Genomic DNA, 18,603 nt, shown 5'->3' with positions numbered 1-18,603 from the left:
GAGTGGAAATATAAGAAAATATAAACTCGCCAGATTTCACCGCAAAACATGGGCAGTATTTGGGAACTCGATTTTTACTCCCGTCCGATTTTGGACGAAAATCAGAAAAAAGTTTGGGAAGTTTTAGTTTGTGAAAGTCCTTCAGATATTCGCACGAAAACTGATTCTTTGTTTCGCTACGCTAAATATTGCCCCAGTACTCAGGTAAATTCGGGTTGGTTGCGGACGGCGTTACAAGAAGCAATTGAGAAAGCAGGGGAAGCGCCGATTAAAATTCGCTTTTTCCGCCGCCAAATGAATAACATGATTACTAAAGCTTGTCAGGATGTGGGGATTCCAGCTTTATCTAGTCGTCGCACTTTGGTTCTTAACCAGTGGTTACAACAGCGGAGTGAGGAAGTTTATCCCCAGGAACCAGGGTATCAAGGGGGAACTAATGCTTCGGTGCGTTTAGAGAGACCTTTACCTCAACGTTTACCAGATGCTTTGGAAGGTAAACAATGGGCATTTGTGAGTTTAGAAGCTACGGATTTGGCAGAAATGCCAGATTGGGAAATTGGCTTTGGTGAATCTTTCCCCCTAGAGTTGGCGCAATTGTCACCTGAAGCTCGCATTCCTGGTATTTTGATTTTCTCACCTAGAGCTTTACCTTTGGCTGGTTGGATGTCTGGTTTAGAGATGGCTTATTTGCACTTTGACACCAAGCAAGGGGACAGATTAATTTTAGAAACCGGCGCAACAGAAAGCTGGATTGTAGCTAATATCAGAACTCCTCAACTCCTAGCTGAGGCTAAAGGCTTTGCACAAGCAAAGGAAAAAGCCAATGGGGTACATTTTATTGGGGTGCAGTCTGATCCTCAATCTCAGACTTTTGCGGGATTTTGGCTGTTACAAGAGGTGAATTTGTAACCAGCGGCAACAGGAAATGAGGGAATAGGGAATATTTTTGATCTTTCTTCTGACCAATACCCAATTCCCACGAAATTTACAACTGTTAAGACACGCTGATGGGATAATGGACTGCGTATATCTGGGATTTACAATCCAAAATCCACAATTCATCAAGGGAAATGGGTTCTGCAAATTTGTCACAAGATACACTAGCCGAACATCTGCTAGAACTGTCCTTAAAATCTGGCGCAGAAGCTGCGGAAGTGTATCAATCGCGATCGCTTTCTCGTCCAGTGTTATTTGAGGCTAATCGCCTTAAACAACTAGAAACCAGCCAATCTGAAGGTACAGCATTACGGCTGTGGCTGAATGGTTGTCCGGGACTGATGGTGGCTTATGGTTCTGTCGATCCGCAAGTGATGGTAGAGCGATCGCTGGCTCTAAGTCAACTCAATCAACCAGAATCAGTAGAATTAGTCAGTAACTCTCATACCTCTTACCCTGATGTAGGGGAATCGGTGCCAGTGGAGATGCTGATAGATTGGGGCAAAGAAGCGATCGCACTGATTCGTGAAGTCTATCCTGATGTTCTCTGTAGCACCGACTGGGAATGTGATGTAGAAAATACTAGGTTAATTAACAGTAAAGGTTTAGATTGTCACTACACTGATACCACCCTTAGCTGCTATATGTCAGCAGAATGGGTCAGAGGTGATGACTTTTTGAGTATTTCCGATGGACAAACTCAGCGAGGAGAACTCAACCCAGAAAAATTAGCTCACCAAATTTTACAGCGATTAAGTTGGGCGCAAGAAAATGTTTCTACCCCAATAGGCCGTGTTCCCGTTTTGTTTACTTCCAAAGCGGCAGATATGCTATGGGGAACTATACAAGCGGCTTTGAACGGGAAGCGGTTATTAGAAAAATCTTCCCCTTGGGGAGAAAGGTTAGGTACACCAGTAGTTGCACCTATTTTGACTCTTTATCAAGACCCAGAAGCCGGACCATATAGCTGTCCTTTTGATGATGAAGGCCATCCGACAAAGTCGTTGGTGTTTATCGAAAACGGAATTTTACGGAATTTTTATAGCGATCGCACAACCGGACGACAATTAAATATTGGTAGTACTGGTAATGGTTTTCGCCCAGGTTTGGGTAGCTATCCCACTCCCGGTTTATTTAACTTTCTCATCCAACCTGGTTCCCTATCCTTACAAGATTTAATTCACAAGATGGGAGATGGCTTAATTGTCGATCAAATATTAGGAGAAAGTGGTGGTATTTCTGGTGATTTTTCCATCAATGTTGATTTGGGGTATCGAGTAAAAAATGGCCAAATAATAGGTAGAGTTAAAGATACAATGGTTGCCGGTAACATCTACACAGCCCTCCAACAATTAGTTCAATTAGGTGGTGATGCTGATTGGAATGGTGCTTGTTACACGCCTTCTTTAATAGTAGAAGGACTTTCCATCAATGGCAAAAATAATTAATGCTGATCACCTCAAAAAGTCGAAAGCTAAAGGTAAGTACCCAAGCAAAATTAATTGTACATTTAGGAGAGGGAACAGGGAACTCTTAACAGGGAACAGATAAGCACTATAGGGATTTTTATTTGTTCCGAAAATATTCAATTAATTTTGCTCAGGTACTTAGTTAATAACGGGACGGTCATCCTTAAGTTTTTCCTCAATGTATCTAAAGAGGAGCAGAAAAAACGTTTTTTAGAACGGATTAATCGCCCTGAAAAGAATTGGAAATTTTCTGTGAATGATGCGAACGAGCGCAGATTTTGGGATGACTATATAAGTGTCTATGAGGATATGTTCAATCACACGAATACAAAATATGCTCCTTGGTACATTATCCCCGCCGATCACAAATGGTTTACTCGTCTGGTTGTGGCGGGCATTATTTACACTCAGCTACAGGAACTGAATCTCAAGTATCCTAAGGTCAGCGAAGAACAAGATCAGGAACTTTTAAATGGGAAGGAAATTCTGGAAAGCCAGAAATAAGGATGAGAATTGGTTGATTTTAGCGATCGCAATTCCTGTGAGTCGTAATTTTTAGGCGATCGCTTTTAACAATCGATTCTATTTTGTCTATTTCGTTTGTTTTTTAACCCACATTCCGCACCCCAACTGTAACAGGAAGGGTGCAGAATGTGGGTTGTAACTATAGAGTACTCATACCACCATCAATAATCATCTCGCTACCCAGCATGAAAGATGATTCATCTGAAGCAAGGAACACTGCTGCTTTGGCTATTTCAATCGGCTCACCAAATCGTTTTAACGGAATCTGATTGCGGATTGCCTCTGCCATCTGCTGAACATTCTCGGCTGGAACACCCAGCTTCCCATATATTGGGGTAGATACAGGACCTGGGCTAATGGCATTAACCCGAATACCTCGCTCAACCAGTTCACCTGACAGAGTTCTTGCTAACGAGATCATCGCAGCCTTACTTGCACCGTAGACGCTAGAGTTTGGCATCCCGATATGAGCATTAATTGAAGTATTCAGGATGACCGAAGCGGGATTCGCCAAAATTGGCAACAGATTCTGGATCAGAAAATACGGTCCTTTGAGATTGACTGCAATTTGATGATCGAAGGATGCTTCATCCCAAGCCTCAAGCGGTTGAAAGATACCGATTCCGGCGTTAAGAAATACAGCATCAACCTGATCAAAAATTCCAGCGATTTGCTCCGCCAAGCGCTTTTGCTCGCCGACTTGACCAGCCTCGCTCTTGATGACGATTACCTCTTTGCCCAGTTCTTGCTGTGCCTGAGCTAATGTATCTGGGCTACGTCCAGTGACTATTACACGCGCACCCTCTGCCAGAAATTGCTTGGCTGTTTCAAGTCCTATACCTGTCGTGCCACCAGTGATGAGGGTACGCTTTCCTTGCAAACGATTCATGAAAACTCTCCTAATCTAAATCTTTCTTTAAAGTCTCTCGCTCACAATATCACAAGGCTTTGAGTCTAATAGCAGCTCACCTCACATCGACAAGATTGGTCAACGCCTTCACCAACAACAACATAAGTCGCATAACTGCTTAATTGAGCGACTTTAAATATTTTTGAGTTCGACCAAAATCATAGCTGTTTGTCCACTACAATGATCTGTCATACACTGATCGCTATTACTATGAGTCATGATTTTTAGGCGATCGCCTCAATTATCTATCTGTTAAAGGCTTTACGGTATGCGATCGCTATATTTGTGATAACCAAGAAAAAGAAATAGGCGATCGCTTTTTAGTATCTGGAACGAGGGGCAATGTTCCGCTACTACTGCTTGGCGATCGCAGATATTCGGACTACCCAATTTATTCGCAATAAAGCGATTAGATATTGGATGGATGCACCACGTGATCTAAAAGTTGACAAGTTTGCCCTTAACAAATACTCTACCGAACTCCGCAAGGAATTCCTTTTTACTGCTGAATTAAATTCAATGGCTGTCCAATCAGCCGCAGAGCGGGGATGGTTTGCTATATCAAGGTTTTACGACAACACTTCGACAAAGCTCAGTGACCACTGTAAATCTAAAAAATCTGGTCATAAAGGATATCCGCGTTTTCAAAAAGATTGCCTCTGGATATATCATCGGACTCCTGAAATTAGAAAAATGGGTAGAACCATTTATTTGGGAACTGCAAAAATCTCATCAAGCAATACCTCTATAAAATGAAGACAACCTAGAAACAGTGGCGTTAAGTTGGGGACAAAGATTTGAGCCAAGAATTATTCTGTCAAAACCAGATGTAGATAATCTGAAGAATATTTTCCTCTTTCATAAAATTCTGCTTCCAGCATCATAAACGTATCTTCGCAGTCAGCTAATTTTAATGCTGAATTGAAGAGGATGCTAGATATACTACTTTGTTTTCTTTTCATGTTCTTGAACATAAATATCGGGGGGATTGCTAGTATGTTCAGCATATAATTAAAACTTAAAAATTAAAAACTTAAAATTTATGATTTCCCTGGCGATGCTAACCCAGAGGTTTCGCAACTTGTGGCAGCATAGAAGAAGTTTAACGATATCTTCTATGGGCTACGCCAACGCCGAAGCTTGTATTATTGGTCTTGTGGCAGCCTTATCAGCGGTGTTACTCAAACAGGGTTCAGGATGGTTGGGAACTTGGCGCGTTCATAGTACCCAATTTTTACCAGCTTGGCTAACTTTACCCTTAATTGGCATGAGTTTTGGGTTTTTAGCTGGTTGGTTGGTGCAAAGGTTAGCACCGGAAGCCGCAGGTAGTGGTATTCCTCAAGTTAAAGCTAGTCTTGCCAATATACCAATCAAGTTATCTTGGCGAGTAGCAGGGATAAAGTTTCTTAGTACAATTATTTCCTTGGGTTCGGGTATTACTTTAGGTAGACAAGGTCCAACAGTGCAAGTGGGTGCTGGTTTAGCAGCGGGAATGAGTCGCACTTTTCCCACTTCTCCAGATCATCGCCGCCAAATGATTGCCGCAGGTGCTGGTGCTGGTTTATCTGCGGCTTTTAATGCCCCGATTGCGGGAGTATTATTTATTATTGAAGAGTTATTACAAGATGTATCCGGTCTAACTCTAGGAACTGCCATTATCGCCTGTTTTATTGGTGGGGTAATTTCCCGATTATTAGGTGGTGGGAGTTTACAACTAAACCTGGAATTAATGCACTATTCTAGCAAGTTCTCCCTGTTAGAAATTCCTATTTTCTTACTGTTGGGTGTTCTTGCTGGTTTGCTAGGGGCATTATTTAATCGGGGCTTAATTTTCAGTATTAAAACTTATAATAGATTGCACATTAGCTTACCGCTACGGGTGGCTTTAGCTGGCTTGATGTCTGGTTTAATTGTGTCCTTACTCCCAGAATATTATCGTGATAATGCTGGTTTGCGGGAGTATATGATTGCGACTCAACCTAATTTGTTATTAGCAGCAATTACTTTCATTTCCCAATTTATTTTAACCTTAATTGCTTTTGGTTCTGGCGCACCAGGAGGCTTATTTGCACCCAGTCTAATTTTAGGTTCTTGTTTAGGACATATAGTAGGGGTGTTTGAGTCTCAACTTTTGGGTTTAGGTTCTTCTACTACCTACGCTTTAGCGGGAATGGGGGGATTTTTTAGTGCTGTTTCTAAAGTTCCCATGACTGCTATTGTGATTGTGTTTGAAATGACGACAGATTTCAATTTAGTATTACCGTTAATGATTGTTTCTGTTACATCCTATTTAGTCGCAGATCAGGTAGTTCCTGGTTCACTCTATGACAAACTTTTACAATTAAATGGCATCAAAATTCAAAAAGATGCTCCCATTGAAGGCATATTAACTCAGTTAACAGCCCAAGATGTGATGCAGCAACGGGTGGAAACGCTAGATGCAGAAATTTGCATAGATGAAGTTATGCAAGCCTTTTCTCGTTCTCATCATCGGGGTTTTCCAGTGGTAGAAAACAATAAATTAGTGGGAATTATTACTCAATCAGATTTACAAAATCTCTACCCTTTCAAACATACTCCTCTCAGGGAAATGATGACACCGAAACCAGTCACGGTTACACCTAAGCAAACACTGAGTAATGTACTGTATTTGCTAGACCGTTATCAAATCAGTCGTTTACCAGTGGTAGATGGACAAAGACTGATTGGAATTATTACCCGTGCAGATATTATTCGGGCGGAAGTAGATCATATTAATTGTGAAACTGGTGTTTCCGGTCCCCAACCAGAACCATCTTATGTAGTTTACCAAACGCGATCGCCTAGTGTTGGTAGAGGTAGATTATTAGTAACAGTCGCCAATCCCGATACAGCAGAGACTCTATTAAAAATGGCTGCGACAATTGCCCGCGATCGCCATTATGAATTAGAGTGTTTACAAATCATTCTCGTCTCCCGTCATAGTTCCCCCTCGGCAACACGAGTGAGAACCGCCAAAAGTCGCCGCTTACTCAAACACGCGGAAAATTTAGCCAAAAAATGGGATATTCCTATTCATACCCAGATTAGAGTTGCCCATGATGTCGCCCAAGCAGTTTTAGAAACTATTAAGGAACGACACATAGATTTGATTTTCATGGGTTGGAAAGGCAATACTTCTACCCCCGGCCGGATTTTCGGTACTGTTGTTGATACTATAATTCGCCAAGCTGCTTGTGATGTTGTCTTAGTAAAATTGGGGAATCTTGCTGACGTTAATCATTTTAATCGGTGGTTAGTACCAATGGCAGGAGGACCAAATGCACCGATAGCAATTAAATTATTACCGGCTTTAGTCACCTTGGGAAATAATCCGGAAATTCGCCTCACCCAAGTTTTTAAACCATCGGAATTAAAGCCAGATATGAGAGTTTTAGAAGAATCCACTCGTCAATTAATGCGTCACCGGAATTTACACAGTACAGTTGTAGCTGCACCCATACAAGCTGATTCTGTTGCTGAAGGATTAATTAATTTAGTGAAAACGGAAGGTTATGATGTTGTAGTTTTAGGTGCTTCCCGTGAGGGATTATTACAACAAGCTATTCAAGGTAATATTCCTGAAACTATTGCTTCTGGTGTTGATATTACAGTAGTTTTAGTCAGAGGCAGTTTAAATCCCTGATCATAAGAGTTAGCATTCAGGGAAGATATAACAAAAATATTCGATCAGGTAACACCTTGGGCATCATGTGGTATTCATCCATTCTGCGGCGCTTTCTGCAAATGTTGCGGCAAGAACGTCGTTTAGCAATTTTTGAAGCTTGTTTAATAGGCTTAGTTTCAGCACTAGCAGCAGTTCTGCTGAAAACTGGGGTAGGATGGCTAGGTGGATGGAGAGTACAAAAATCACTATTATTACCTGCTTGGTTCTTACTACCCAGTGTGGGATTAGCTTGTGGATTCCTTGCCGGTTGGTTGGTTGAGCGTGTAGCACCAGAAACTTCTGGTAGTGGTATTCCTCAAGTCAAGGTAGCACTGGCACGGATACCAATTGCTCTAGATTTACGAGTGGCTTTAATTAAGTTAGTTGGTGGTATTTTAGCACTGGGTTCTGGACTAGCTTTAGGGCGTGAAGGTCCAACAGTGCAGGTAGGTGCAAGCTTGGCATCTCAACTAAGTCGCTGGTTTCCTACTTCTCCAGAACATCGACGACAGCTAATTGCCGCGGGTGCAGGTGCTGGTTTGGCTGCTGCTTTTAATGCACCTATTGCGGGTGTGTTGTTTGTGGTGGAAGAACTGCTGCAAGATGTATCAGACCTAACACTAGGGACAGCTATCCTCGCTTCTTTTATCGGTGCGGTTGTTTCCCGGTTCTTAGGTGGTCGTAGTTTAGATATTAATTTGGGAGCAACTGCACCAACTAGCTTTTTAATCCAAGATATTCCTTTTTATGTAATTTTAGGAGTTTTAGCCGGTCTGCTGGGGGCATTATTTAACCGGGGGATTCTGTCCAGCATGACTTTCTATAAACACACCCTCAGATTAGGTTTACCGGCGCGTGTGGGTTTAGCGGGACTGGTTTCTGGCTTGATTGTGGCGCTTTTGCCCCTATCATTTCGGGACAACACAGGGCTGCGGGATATGATTATGACAGGTGAGGTGAGTTGGTCGATAGCAGCGATCGCTTTTTTATCCCAGTTTGTCCTGACTCTGGTCGCCTATGGCTCTGGCGCTCCTGGAGGTTTATTCGCACCGGCACTGACGCTGGGGGCTGCTCTTGGCTCTTTAGTGGCTATTTGCGCTCATATTCTGCTTGCTCCCTTCAATATTGCCACGGGATTACCCATTACCTACGCTTTGGCAGGAATGGGAGCTTTTTTTACTGCTGTTGCTAGAGTACCAATTACATCAATTGTCATCGTTTTTGAAATGACGACAGATTTTAATTTGGTACTGCCATTAATGATTGTTTCGGTGACATCCTATATAGTTGCAAATAAAGTAGCCCCTGGTTCTCTCTATGACAAACTTTTAGAGTGGAATGGTATTTTTATTGAAAAAGATGCGCCAGCAGATGGTTTATTAACTAAGTTAACCGCCCAAAATGTGATGCAGCAACGGGTGGAAACTTTAGATGCTGAAATGACTATAGAAGAATTAATTCAGGCTTTTTCCCGTTCTCATCATCGCGGTTTTCCGGTGGTGGAAGAAAATAAATTACTGGGAATTATTACGCAAGCCGATTTACAGAAAGTGCGGGAACGTCACTTACCTAATCACACTCCGATTCGGGAAATCATGACACCTGAACCGGTGACGATTAAACCTAAGCAAACACTGAGTGATGTTTTGTATTTACTAGATCGTTATCAAATCAGTCGTTTACCAGTGGTAGATGGACAAAGACTGATTGGAATTATTACCCGTGCAGATATTATTCGGGCGGAAGCAGACCATTTGAACGGGGAAACTAGGGTTGATGGTCCCCAACCAGAACCTTCTTATGTAGTTTACCAGACGCGATCGCCTAGTATTGGTAGAGGTAGATTATTAGTAACAGTCGCCAACCCAGATACAGCAGAGACTCTATTAAAAATGGCTGCGACAATTGCCCGCGATCGCCATTATGAATTAGAGTGTTTACAAATCATTCTCGTTTCTCGTCATAGTTCCCCCTCTGCAACACGAGTTAGAACCGCCAAAAGTCGCCGCTTACTCAGACACGCCGAAAATTTAGCCAAAAAATGGGATATTCCCATTCATACACAAATACGAGTCGCCCATGATGTCGCTCAAGCCGTTTTAGAAACTATTAAGGAACGACATATTGATTTGATTTTCATGGGTTGGAAAGGAAATACTTCTACCCCCGGCCGGATTTTTGGAACGGTCGTTGATACTATAATACGTCAAGCTACCTGTGATGTTGTCTTAGTAAAATTGGGGAATATTGCTGATGCTAATCATTTTAATCGGTGGTTAGTGCCGATGGCAGGGGGACCAAATGCACCGATAGCAATTAAATTATTACCTGCTTTAGTGACTTTGGGAAATGAACCCGAAATTCGTCTCATGCAGATATTCAAACCATCGGAATTACAGCCAGATATGACGGTTTTAGAAGCATCTACTCATCAACTTATGCGTCACCGTAATTTACACAGTACAGTTACTGCTACATCAGTACAAGCAGATGATGTTGCGGAAGAGGTAATTAATTTAGTGAAAACGGAAGGTTATGATGTTGTAGTTTTAGGTGCTTCCCGTGAGGGATTATTACAACAAGCTATTCAAGGTAATATTCCTGAAACTATTGCTTCTGGTGTTGATATTACAGTAGTTTTAGTCAGAGGGGAAATAATTCGTAATTCGTAATTCGTAATATTTCCTACGGAAACGCTACGCGAACGTAATTCGTAATATTTCCTACGGAAACGCTACGCGAACGTAATTCGTAATTTGGGGTTTGTTGTTTCTCCTTAATTTACATGAGTAAATTGTGGCTTTATGAAGACATTAAAAATATTCATCCCCAGTATCGAGAATGGCTGTACTGATGACAAGATGTGACAATCCAGTGCATTCCTATGAAAACAGTTGACCATAAAAAACTTTTAGAAAGCTTGTATGATCTGCTTTTTTATTTTTAATTCCGAGACAGCGGTACTAGCTAGGTGGGAGTTGTTTTAGTAAATTTTCCGTAATAGGTTGTTACTACCCACAAGTACAAGTACCAACAAACCTAACTGAAGTTGCCAAGGTGCTATAATCAGGGATAAAATCAAACTGACTGCTGTAAACACACCTGCTATGTAAGCGATTTCTTGGTTTTTTCTGTTGAAAAAATAACCAGTTATTAAACCAGTAAATAGTGGAATCAGAAAAAATAGAGGCATTTAACTAAATCCTGAACTAACTGCCGAGTAGTTGAAGAAACTAGTAGTTGAAGAAACTAATTTCAACTTATCTTTAGATAACAAACACTGATTATATACTTAAGTAGGTTTTATTTACAATAGTTTTTTTAAAATCAAGATATGAATTAGCCGAGATTATGTAATTTTTTGGTAAATTATTTGACTCTCTAGACTTGTACTGACATCGGGAAAAATAGGGAGTGTGCGGAGAAATCAACGCCAAGTCCACGGTTTCAAGAGTCAAAATTGATTCTTTATCCTGAGTCCTATTCTTAAATAGCAATTTACGTTATTACATTATAGTAGGTCACATTTTCAATTTAAACACCCAATGTTGAACATTCCTCAACTACTAGCAGCTGAACTACAACTCCAACCCAATCAGGTGCAAAACGCGCTGGAACTGTTGTCCGAGGGTGCGACAATTCCCTTCATTGCACGTTATCGCAAAGAACGCACAAACGAGATGAAGGAAGTGCAGCTGCGGGACTTAGCTGATAGATATACATACTTAACAGAATTAGAAGAAAGGAAAAAAGTAATTTTCAATGCGATCGCAGAACAAGGTAAACTCAGCGAAGAATTAAAAGCTAAAATCACCTCCTGTTTACAAAAAACAGAACTTGAGGATTTATACCTACCATATAAACCCAAACGTCGCACCCGTGCCACTATCGCTAGAGAGAAAGGATTAGAACCTTTAGCGACTTTTATGAGATCATTAAATGTTAAAAACGGTGTAGCAGCAGACTTAGAAATAGAAGCAGCGAAATATGTTTCTGAAGAAAAAAGCGTAAAAACCGCAGAAGAAGCATTAAAAGGCGCATCAGATATTTTAGCGGAAGAAGTTGCTGAAAAAGCAGAATTACGTGCCTATTTGCGGGATTATTTATTAGTAGAAGGTTTGTTTGTTTCCCGCATTAAAGCAGAACATCCAGAAGGTACAACCAAATTTGAAATGTACCGCAACTATCAAATCAAAGTTAAAAATATTGCCCCTCATAATATGCTGGCTTTGTGTCGGGGAGAAGCAGAGAAAATCTTAAACTTTGAAATAGACTTTGATGAAGATTTTGTACTATCCTATTTAGAAACTCAAGAAATTAAAACCAAAGTTAGAAACATCAGAGATTTCTATCAAGCAATGTTAAAAGATGCCTTTAACCGCTTGATGAAAACATCTTTAGTCAGTGAAGTAATTTCTGAAAAGAAAACCTATTCTGACATTGAATCTATCAAAACCTTTGAAGCAAATTTACGGGAATTACTGCTATCTGCACCAGCAGGAATGAAACCAACTTTAGCCATAGATCCAGGTTTTAGAACAGGGTGTAAAGTTGCAGTACTAGAACAAACCGGCAAATTTTTAGAATATCAAGCCGTCTTTCCCCACCAAGCTATTGAACAACGCAAAAAAGCCGCACAAACCATCAAGAACTTAATTGAAAAATACCAAATTGAATTAATAGCCATTGGTAACGGAACAGCTTCCCGTGAAACAGATGAATTTGTTGCTGAAGTATTAGCAAACTGCGAACGCAAACCAGTTAAAGTAATGGTCAATGAATCCGGTGCATCTATATATTCTGCCAGCAAAGTCGCACTAGAAGAATTTCCTGATTTAGATATTACCGTCAGAGGTGCAATTAGCATCGGTAGAAGATTACAAGATCCTTTAGCCGAATTAGTAAAAATCGATCCCAAATCAATAGGAGTCGGACAATATCAACATGATGTAGATCAAAAATTACTGAAAAAGAAATTAGATGAAACAGTAGAAAGTTGCGTTAATTATGTAGGCGTAGATTTAAACACCGCTTCCAAAGAACTGCTGACATTCGTTTCTGGAATTACCCCCACAGTAGCTAACAACATTATCGCTTATCGCAACCAAAATGGAGCCTTTAAAAATCGCCGCCAACTATTAAAAGTAGCCAAATTAGGGCCAAAAGCCTTTGAACAAGCAGCAGGTTTTTTAAGAATTCGTGGTAGTGAAAACCCTTTAGATAACACCGCAGTCCATCCAGAAAGTTACGCACTTGTAGAATCCATAGCCAAAGATTTACAACTACCATTAAATCAAGTCACAGAAATTGCCGAAAAACTCAAAAAAACCAACATTAAAAAATACGTCACCGACACAATTGGAGAACCAACACTGCGCGACATTCTCAGCGAACTAGAAAAACCAGGAAGAGATCCTCGTGCAGAATTTAAGTATGCCACATTCAAAGATGGAATCAAAGAAATTAAAGATTTAACAGTAGGAATGGAACTAGAAGGAATTGTCACCAACGTTGCTAACTTCGGTGCATTTGTTGATATAGGCGTACACCAAGATGGACTAGTACATATTTCCCAACTTGCAGATAGATTCGTAGATGATCCTCAAAAAATAGTCAAAGTCGGACAAGTCGTCAAAGTCCAGGTTTTAGAAATTAACGAAAAATTAAAACGCATAGGTTTATCCATGAAAGCAGTCAAACAATAGCATAAACATCTCCAGAAATTAAATATACATGATTTGGAACCCTTCTAGTAGAGACGTTCCATGGAAAGTCTCTACATTCTTTTTCACCAGATGTCTAAGAAAACTTCACACAAAGGCGCAAAAAACATCCTCTAAAATGCACATTTACAGGATGTATAATTATTCATAGGACTTACGCAAGTGTCACACTAAAAATCTGTTGTAGGGTGCGTCAGACTGCATAAATCCTGCAAATAAACAGATTGTTGATATCTGACGCACCCTACCAATGTGCCAGCATAAATCCTGCAAATAAACAGATTGTTGATATCTGACGCACCTTACCAATGTGCTAGTTGCGTAAGTCCTGATTCATAAAAATCTCTCCTTATTCTCTATGCGTCTTTGGGTTAAAAAAAATCAGATGTTCACCAAACAACAGCAAAAAATAAATCCCAAATTGATATGAATATTTACCAAATCAGATTAATCAACGAAAAACTAAAATTAGATCGCACAATTCAAGTACCAGAAGATCAATATATAATCGACATAGCCGAAGAAATAGGTGTCCGTTTACCATCTGGTTGTAAACAAGGAGAATGTTCAGCTTGTGTAGCTAAACTTATTAGCGGTGAAATTGATCAAAGTGAACAGAAATTTCTTCGTCCCCATGAAATCCAAGCTGGTTATGTCATTACCTGCGTAAGTTATCCATTATCTGATTGCGTATTAGAAACACATCAAGAACAACATTTATATAAAACCTCCCTCTACCATAAACCTGAATAACTAAAAAAACCCTTCGCGTTCCTCCGCGTTAACCTCCGCGTTCCTCTGCGTTTAAAAAATCCTCCTTTCGACATAACCTAATTCAGCCTAAAACCAGAGGTTAAAACCTAAATTTTACTAGAAGATAGAAACAGTATATGTGTTGCTGTTACTCAAAGGTAAAAACAATGTGGGGAACATTTTTAACTATACTCGCTACAGCCTTAAGCCTGCTAATTGTTGATTTAATTGTTCCAGGCGTTAATCTTGCCAATTTTCCTTCAGCTTTAATAGCAGGTTTAGCGATTGGTTTGATTAACGGTTCAGTCAAACCAATCATTTCCGCACTATCTTTACCATTGACGTTCTTAACATTAGGTGGATTTTCCCTAATAGTCAACGGAATCTGCTTTTGGTTAGCATCAATTTTAGTTCCTGGCTTTAGCGTTCACGGAATTATTGCTTTTATTCTCGGTCCAGTAGTCCTATCTTTGGCTAACACCTTCATTAGTAAATACTTTGCTGAAAAGAATCCTGAATTACAAAGTACTCCTACTAACCCCAAAATATCCTCTTAAGTCGCATCTTTCACTCCAAAAACCTGCCAACACAGGTTGAAAACTCCACTCATTCACTGTCACTGCAAAGTTAAAACATTCTCAAAATATCATGAAAATAATCCGCTTGCTGCTTGGGTTTTTCTTACCTCCATTAGGAGTTTTTCTCACTGTTGGAGTTAATTCAACTTTGTTCATTAACATCCTGCTTACCCTTCTGGGTTGGCTTCCTGGTAGTATTCATGCAATTTGGGTAATTGCTAAACATGATGAAAGCCAGAATAGAGAGGAAGGTATTTACTAATTTTAGTAATAGGTAATTAGTTGAAAATTCCTAAGACTAATTACCCTTTTTTTGATTATATTTGAAAGAAAATAAAAAACCTTCTATAGCAGCCCTAAATGAGTCATGAAAACATATTTTCTAGTAGATGTTAGGTGAAAACGCCAGGGGAAACGCATCTAACCCAAACAAAAAAAAATGTTCACACCCTCCGCCAGGATTGCTATAGATACTTATTTAGTCAATGTTTTCTTGTCTTCAGGTTCTTTATCTTTAAATGAGTCAGCCGTTGCTAAGAGTAAATCTCTCAATATTTGCTTGAAGTGGCGCTCTTTTTTAGCTAATACAGCACCTGCTTCACCCAGTTTATTTTCTAATTGAGAATGTTTTTCTCCCACCTGTGTAGCCACAGATTCTACTTGAGGACGCGCTTGATCATACCAGGTTTTTGCTTCATCTAAATAGTCTTTTACTTCCCCAGAACGCCCGCCATAACGTGCAGCTAAATTTGCTCTAATAATGGCTAATTGTGCTTGGAGTTGGGCATAACGTTTCTTTAACAGGCTGACTTCTTCACTATCTTGGATAGCATTAATAGCTGATGCGATCGCACTTTTTATATTAGCAGATTTATCTGTACTCGTCTGTTCAATTTCTGCTAACATTCCATCAACTTCTTGCTGAAGTTGTTCTTCTTCATTATCTAGTCGTGTTTGTAGTGTCTTTAATTCCGTTTGGGTTTTGACAATAGCTTCATGTCTTTTGCTATTCACACCTTCTAAAGCACCTTCAATAGAAGCTGTCACTTCTTCTTTGATTTCGCTACCTTTATCTTGTAAATTTTCAACTACTGCTGAAACTGCATCTATCACCAAAGTACGTAGTTCGCTAGAACCTTCTTTCAATTCAGCAGCTACCTGAGAAACTGCGGCTTTGACTATTTCACGAATGTTCTCAGTTCTTAATTGTCCAGTAGCTTTAGCTTCTTGTAAATCGGCTTGAATTTTGTCTTTGATGTTGTTAGTCATATTTAGCCCCATAAATAAATTTAGCTAATTTGCATAGCAATTGAACATGATGCTACATTGGCATTATGGCGCGGTATTTTTTAGATAAACACTTCCTTTAGATAGAAGAACACAGAATCAAATAGATTATTTTTATGGCGTTGCCTATTTGTGAGATGATTAATATGTACCGGGAATAATTGCAAATTAACTATGTGGCGTGTAAATATCACTTGTAATGATGAAGCCTGGAAGCTTTATGGCGTTGAGTTTAAAACACTTGCAGGTAAATACAAAGGTGAATTGATTGGTTCTAAAAAAATGCCAGATGGTATACGTATCATGTCTTATAAAATCGAGGATGTCAGCGAAGCAGAAACTTTTCAAGAAGAATGTGCAAAATTTGCCGGATTTACATCCGACTTTGAATCACTATAATATTATCTTTAGGGTTGATTGTTGTAAATTGTCAAAACAAAATTTGGAGAAATTTGGTGAGAAGATTACTAACATTAACATTAGTTACCCTTCTATTATGGACAAGCATTTTGATTTTACCGATTTTACCTGCTAATGCTTTAGATACCCAAAATGGGGCAGAAGTTTTTAGTGTTCACTGTGCTGGATGTCATATCAATGGTGGTAACATTATTAGAAGGGGCAAGAATTTAAAAAAGAATGCTTTAAAAAGATATGGAATGGATTCTTTAGCAGCGATTACAAATATCGTTACTAATGGGAAAAACAATATGTCAGCTTATCAAGAAAGATTGACCACTGAAGAAATCGAAAATGTCGCGGCTTATGTTTTGGAACAAGCAGAAAAAGATTGGAAATAACAATACACTAAAATCTATGATGTTAACTGAAGAAAGCTATTTACAATTTACTCCTGATTTAAAAATTTGCCGAATCTTAAACGGAATGTGGCAGGTTTCCGGGGGACATGGACGCATTAATCCAAAAACCGCTATTGAGTCAATGTTTCAATATGTCGATGCTGGTTTTACAACTTGGGATTTAGCAGATCATTATGGTCCAGCAGAAGATTTCATTGGTGAATTTCGTCGTCAATTAATTGCGACTCGTGGAGAAGAAGCTGTAAATAATATTCAAGCTTTTACAAAATGGGTTCCTCGTCCTGGAAAGATGACGAAAGAGATTGTCGAGAAAAATATTGATATATCTTTGGGTCGAATGGATGTTAAATCATTAGATTTAATGCAGTTCCATTGGTGGGAATATAGAGACTCTGGCTATTTAGATGCACTCAAATATATGGCAGAATTGCAAACAGAAGGTAAAATCAAACATTTAGCTTTAACTAATTTTGATACCGAACATTTGCAAATTATTACCGAAGCAGGAATCAAGATTGTTTCTAATCAGGTGCAGTTTTCTCTAGTTGATAGAAGACCACAAGTAAATATGGTTAAATTCTGTCAAGAACATGATATCAAACTATTTACTTATGGTAGTGTTTGCGGTGGTTTGTTATCAGAAAAATATTTGGGTAAACCAGAACCAAAAAGCTTAGAAATCAACACCACAAGCTTGAGAAAATACAAACAAATGGTTGATAATTGGGGTGGTTGGGGATTATTCCAAATCTTACTAACTACTCTTAAAGAAATTGCGGATAAGCATCAAGTGAGTATTGCTAATGTGGCTGTGAATTACATTTTAAATCAGCCAGCGGTAGGGGGTGTAATTGTTGGTGCAAGATTAGGAATTGCGGAACATTTAGAAGATAATGCTAAGGTGTTTGGGTTTAGTTTAGATGCTGAAGATATAGGTAAAATAGATGCAGTTTCTCAGCAGTCAAAAGATTTATATAAGTTAATTGGTGATTGTGGAGATGAGTATAGACGTTAATTAAATAATAAGATACCCGATTTATTTTTTAAGATTATCAATAAATTATCAATTGATATTATAAGTCGGGTATTTAGTAATCCTTAAAATCTTCTAAAGGTTCATCAAAATCATCAGCCATTTTTACCATTCCTTTAGCACTACCTGGTTGACGACGGCGTTTAACTGTTAATACAGGAATTAATTTTACAGCAGGTTGATTATCTTTGGTGATAATAATTTCTTCACCATTAAGTGCTGCTTCAATTAGGTCGAATAAATGTTGAGAAGCTTGAGTTATAGTAATTTGCTGCATAATTATTAACTCAGAATTAATAAAATTCAGTATATGGCTATTATACCTAATTTATTAAATCAAAGCTTGAAAACGGTCATCTTCCTGAATAGCATCAAAATCTGAGTCAATTTTTGCTATTACTAGGTTACAGTATATTAAAAAATACTCAATAAGAAAAAATGACTAACAATACTATTCCCATCGGCTACCTACGCAAAGTCCATCATATCGCTTTAAATGTCCAAAATATGACAGCATCTCGCCATTTTTATGGTCATATTTTAGGATTACATGAACTCACAGGGGAAGAAGTACCAGAAACATTAATAGAACTCGTCGCTACGGGAAAAGTCGCTAATTTTGTCACTCCCGACGGGACGATAATTGATTTATTTGGAGAACCGGAATTATCACCACCAAACCCTGACCCCAGTAAGTCCTTTACTAGAGCATATCATTTAGCATTTGATATAAATCCAGAATTATTTGATCAAGCTGTGGCTGTGATCAGGGAAAATAATTTAGTAATTGCTTATGGACCCCTTACCCGTCCTACAGGTAGAGGAGTGTACTTTTATGACCCCGATGGGTTTATGATTGAAATACGTTGTGATCCTAGTTAAA

General features: G+C 39.2%; 16 protein-coding genes and 2 pseudogenes. 14 read left to right on the top strand and 4 right to left on the bottom strand.

Annotation, left to right across the window (positions count from 1 at the left end; all coding sequences use genetic code 11):
• Positions 1–48 precede the first annotated feature (48 nt).
• The 3 genes and pseudogenes from ANA7108_RS0121105 to ANA7108_RS0121095 all read left to right on the top strand — a co-directional run.
• A complete protein-coding gene (locus tag ANA7108_RS0121105) occupies positions 49–909 on the top strand; it encodes a Tab2/Atab2 family RNA-binding protein (RefSeq protein WP_016952817.1) in 861 nt (286 codons plus the stop codon).
• A gap of 161 nt (positions 910–1,070) precedes the next feature.
• Positions 1,071–2,384 (top strand): TldD/PmbA family protein, encoded by a 1,314-nt coding sequence (locus ANA7108_RS0121100; RefSeq protein WP_016952816.1) that lies wholly within the window; start codon positions 1,071–1,073, stop codon positions 2,382–2,384.
• Between the two features lie 153 nt (positions 2,385–2,537).
• Positions 2,538–2,909 (top strand): annotated as a pseudogene (locus ANA7108_RS0121095) (hypothetical protein); the annotation flags it as partial.
• A 160-nt stretch (positions 2,910–3,069) separates the two neighbouring features.
• Here ANA7108_RS0121095 and ANA7108_RS0121090 read toward each other — a convergent pair.
• A complete protein-coding gene (locus ANA7108_RS0121090; RefSeq protein ID WP_016952814.1) occupies positions 3,070–3,819 on the bottom strand; it encodes an SDR family oxidoreductase in 750 nt (249 codons plus the stop codon).
• Positions 3,820–4,182: 363 nt separating this feature from the next.
• Here ANA7108_RS0121090 and ANA7108_RS29350 point away from each other — a divergent pair.
• From ANA7108_RS29350 to ANA7108_RS0121070, 3 genes and pseudogenes are all read left to right on the top strand, one after another.
• Positions 4,183–4,518, top strand: a pseudogene (locus ANA7108_RS29350) (hypothetical protein); the annotation flags it as partial.
• A gap of 379 nt (positions 4,519–4,897) precedes the next feature.
• Positions 4,898–7,504: a chloride channel protein gene (locus ANA7108_RS0121075; protein ID WP_042490591.1), complete on the top strand. Its 2,607-nt coding sequence runs from the start codon at positions 4,898–4,900 to the stop codon at positions 7,502–7,504.
• 65 nt (positions 7,505–7,569) lie between these two features.
• Positions 7,570–10,197, top strand: a complete 2,628-nt coding sequence (locus ANA7108_RS0121070; protein ID WP_016952810.1) for a chloride channel protein — start codon at positions 7,570–7,572, stop codon at positions 10,195–10,197.
• Between the two features lie 311 nt (positions 10,198–10,508).
• Here ANA7108_RS0121070 and ANA7108_RS0121065 read toward each other — a convergent pair whose 3' ends face one another.
• Entirely contained in the window at positions 10,509–10,718 is a 210-nt protein-coding gene (locus tag ANA7108_RS0121065; protein ID WP_016952809.1) for a hypothetical protein, read from the bottom strand.
• A gap of 352 nt (positions 10,719–11,070) precedes the next feature.
• Between ANA7108_RS0121065 and ANA7108_RS0121060 the strand changes: the two genes are divergently transcribed.
• The 4 genes from ANA7108_RS0121060 (at position 11,071) to ANA7108_RS0121045 (ending at position 14,841) form a co-directional block, all read left to right on the top strand.
• Positions 11,071–13,230, top strand: coding sequence for a Tex family protein (locus ANA7108_RS0121060; protein WP_016952808.1), 2,160 nt, complete (start codon positions 11,071–11,073; stop codon positions 13,228–13,230).
• 444 nt (positions 13,231–13,674) lie between these two features.
• Positions 13,675–14,001 (top strand): 2Fe-2S iron-sulfur cluster-binding protein, encoded by a 327-nt coding sequence (locus tag ANA7108_RS0121055; protein ID WP_016952807.1) that lies wholly within the window; start codon positions 13,675–13,677, stop codon positions 13,999–14,001.
• Between the two features lie 167 nt (positions 14,002–14,168).
• Positions 14,169–14,558, top strand: a complete 390-nt coding sequence (locus ANA7108_RS0121050; protein ID WP_016952806.1) for a phage holin family protein — start codon at positions 14,169–14,171, stop codon at positions 14,556–14,558.
• A 91-nt stretch (positions 14,559–14,649) separates the two neighbouring features.
• The gene (locus ANA7108_RS0121045) at positions 14,650–14,841 is read left to right on the top strand and encodes a YqaE/Pmp3 family membrane protein (protein ID WP_016952805.1); all 192 of its coding nucleotides are present in this window, start codon (positions 14,650–14,652) and stop codon (positions 14,839–14,841) included.
• A 212-nt stretch (positions 14,842–15,053) separates the two neighbouring features.
• On the opposite strand, the gene ANA7108_RS0121040 is transcribed toward ANA7108_RS0121045, so the two are convergent.
• Positions 15,054–15,848 carry a hypothetical protein gene (locus ANA7108_RS0121040; RefSeq protein WP_016952804.1) on the bottom strand — a complete coding sequence of 265 codons (795 nt, stop codon included), beginning with the start codon at positions 15,846–15,848 and terminating at the stop codon, positions 15,054–15,056.
• A gap of 192 nt (positions 15,849–16,040) precedes the next feature.
• Here ANA7108_RS0121040 and ANA7108_RS0121035 point away from each other — a divergent pair, with 192 nt between their 5' ends.
• Genes ANA7108_RS0121035 through ANA7108_RS0121025 form a run of 3 tightly spaced genes read left to right on the top strand, consistent with a single transcriptional unit; the run spans position 16,041 to position 17,702 of the window.
• Entirely contained in the window at positions 16,041–16,265 is a 225-nt protein-coding gene (locus ANA7108_RS0121035; RefSeq protein WP_016952803.1) for a hypothetical protein, read from the top strand.
• A 56-nt stretch (positions 16,266–16,321) separates the two neighbouring features.
• Positions 16,322–16,666 carry a cytochrome c6 PetJ gene (petJ, locus tag ANA7108_RS0121030; RefSeq protein WP_016952802.1) on the top strand — a complete coding sequence of 115 codons (345 nt, stop codon included), beginning with the start codon at positions 16,322–16,324 and terminating at the stop codon, positions 16,664–16,666.
• A 16-nt stretch (positions 16,667–16,682) separates the two neighbouring features.
• The gene (locus tag ANA7108_RS0121025; RefSeq protein WP_026104354.1) at positions 16,683–17,702 is read left to right on the top strand and encodes an aldo/keto reductase; all 1,020 of its coding nucleotides are present in this window, start codon (positions 16,683–16,685) and stop codon (positions 17,700–17,702) included.
• A gap of 73 nt (positions 17,703–17,775) precedes the next feature.
• Here ANA7108_RS0121025 and ANA7108_RS0121020 read toward each other — a convergent pair whose 3' ends face one another.
• Positions 17,776–17,997: a type II toxin-antitoxin system Phd/YefM family antitoxin gene (locus tag ANA7108_RS0121020; protein ID WP_016952800.1), complete on the bottom strand. Its 222-nt coding sequence runs from the start codon at positions 17,995–17,997 to the stop codon at positions 17,776–17,778.
• Between the two features lie 161 nt (positions 17,998–18,158).
• Here ANA7108_RS0121020 and ANA7108_RS0121015 point away from each other — a divergent pair, with 161 nt between their 5' ends.
• On the top strand, positions 18,159–18,602 hold the full coding sequence (locus ANA7108_RS0121015) for a VOC family protein (RefSeq protein ID WP_016952799.1): 444 nt from the start codon (positions 18,159–18,161) through the stop codon (positions 18,600–18,602).
• Position 18,603: the final 1 nt, after the last annotated feature.

The sequence above is a fragment of the Anabaena sp. PCC 7108 genome (genome assembly GCF_000332135.1).
Classification (GTDB): Bacteria; Cyanobacteriota; Cyanobacteriia; order Cyanobacteriales; family Nostocaceae; genus Anabaena.
This window is presented reverse-complemented; position numbering and strand designations above follow the sequence as displayed.

Bases quoted from the DNA above. Each gene is read 5' to 3' on its own strand.
- ANA7108_RS0121055 (WP_016952807.1), top strand. From the start codon at position 13,675: ATGAATATTTACCAAATCAGATTAATCAACGAAAAACTAAAATTAGAT.
- ANA7108_RS0121035 (WP_016952803.1), top strand. From the start codon at position 16,041: ATGTGGCGTGTAAATATCACTTGTAATGATGAAGCCTGGAAGCTTTAT.
- ANA7108_RS0121105 (WP_016952817.1), top strand. From the start codon at position 49: ATGGGCAGTATTTGGGAACTCGATTTTTACTCCCGTCCGATTTTGGAC.
- ANA7108_RS0121090 (WP_016952814.1), bottom strand. From the start codon at position 3,819: ATGAATCGTTTGCAAGGAAAGCGTACCCTCATCACTGGTGGCACGACA.
- ANA7108_RS0121040 (WP_016952804.1), bottom strand. From the start codon at position 15,848: ATGACTAACAACATCAAAGACAAAATTCAAGCCGATTTACAAGAAGCT.
- ANA7108_RS0121075 (WP_042490591.1), top strand. From the start codon at position 4,898: ATGCTAACCCAGAGGTTTCGCAACTTGTGGCAGCATAGAAGAAGTTTA.
- ANA7108_RS0121020 (WP_016952800.1), bottom strand. From the start codon at position 17,997: ATGCAGCAAATTACTATAACTCAAGCTTCTCAACATTTATTCGACCTA.
- ANA7108_RS0121045 (WP_016952805.1), top strand. From the start codon at position 14,650: ATGAAAATAATCCGCTTGCTGCTTGGGTTTTTCTTACCTCCATTAGGA.
- ANA7108_RS0121070 (WP_016952810.1), top strand. From the start codon at position 7,570: ATGTGGTATTCATCCATTCTGCGGCGCTTTCTGCAAATGTTGCGGCAA.
- ANA7108_RS0121060 (WP_016952808.1), top strand. From the start codon at position 11,071: ATGTTGAACATTCCTCAACTACTAGCAGCTGAACTACAACTCCAACCC.
- ANA7108_RS0121015 (WP_016952799.1), top strand. From the start codon at position 18,159: ATGACTAACAATACTATTCCCATCGGCTACCTACGCAAAGTCCATCAT.
- ANA7108_RS0121065 (WP_016952809.1), bottom strand. From the start codon at position 10,718: ATGCCTCTATTTTTTCTGATTCCACTATTTACTGGTTTAATAACTGGT.
- ANA7108_RS0121100 (WP_016952816.1), top strand. From the start codon at position 1,071: ATGGGTTCTGCAAATTTGTCACAAGATACACTAGCCGAACATCTGCTA.
- ANA7108_RS0121025 (WP_026104354.1), top strand. From the start codon at position 16,683: ATGATGTTAACTGAAGAAAGCTATTTACAATTTACTCCTGATTTAAAA.
- ANA7108_RS0121050 (WP_016952806.1), top strand. From the start codon at position 14,169: ATGTGGGGAACATTTTTAACTATACTCGCTACAGCCTTAAGCCTGCTA.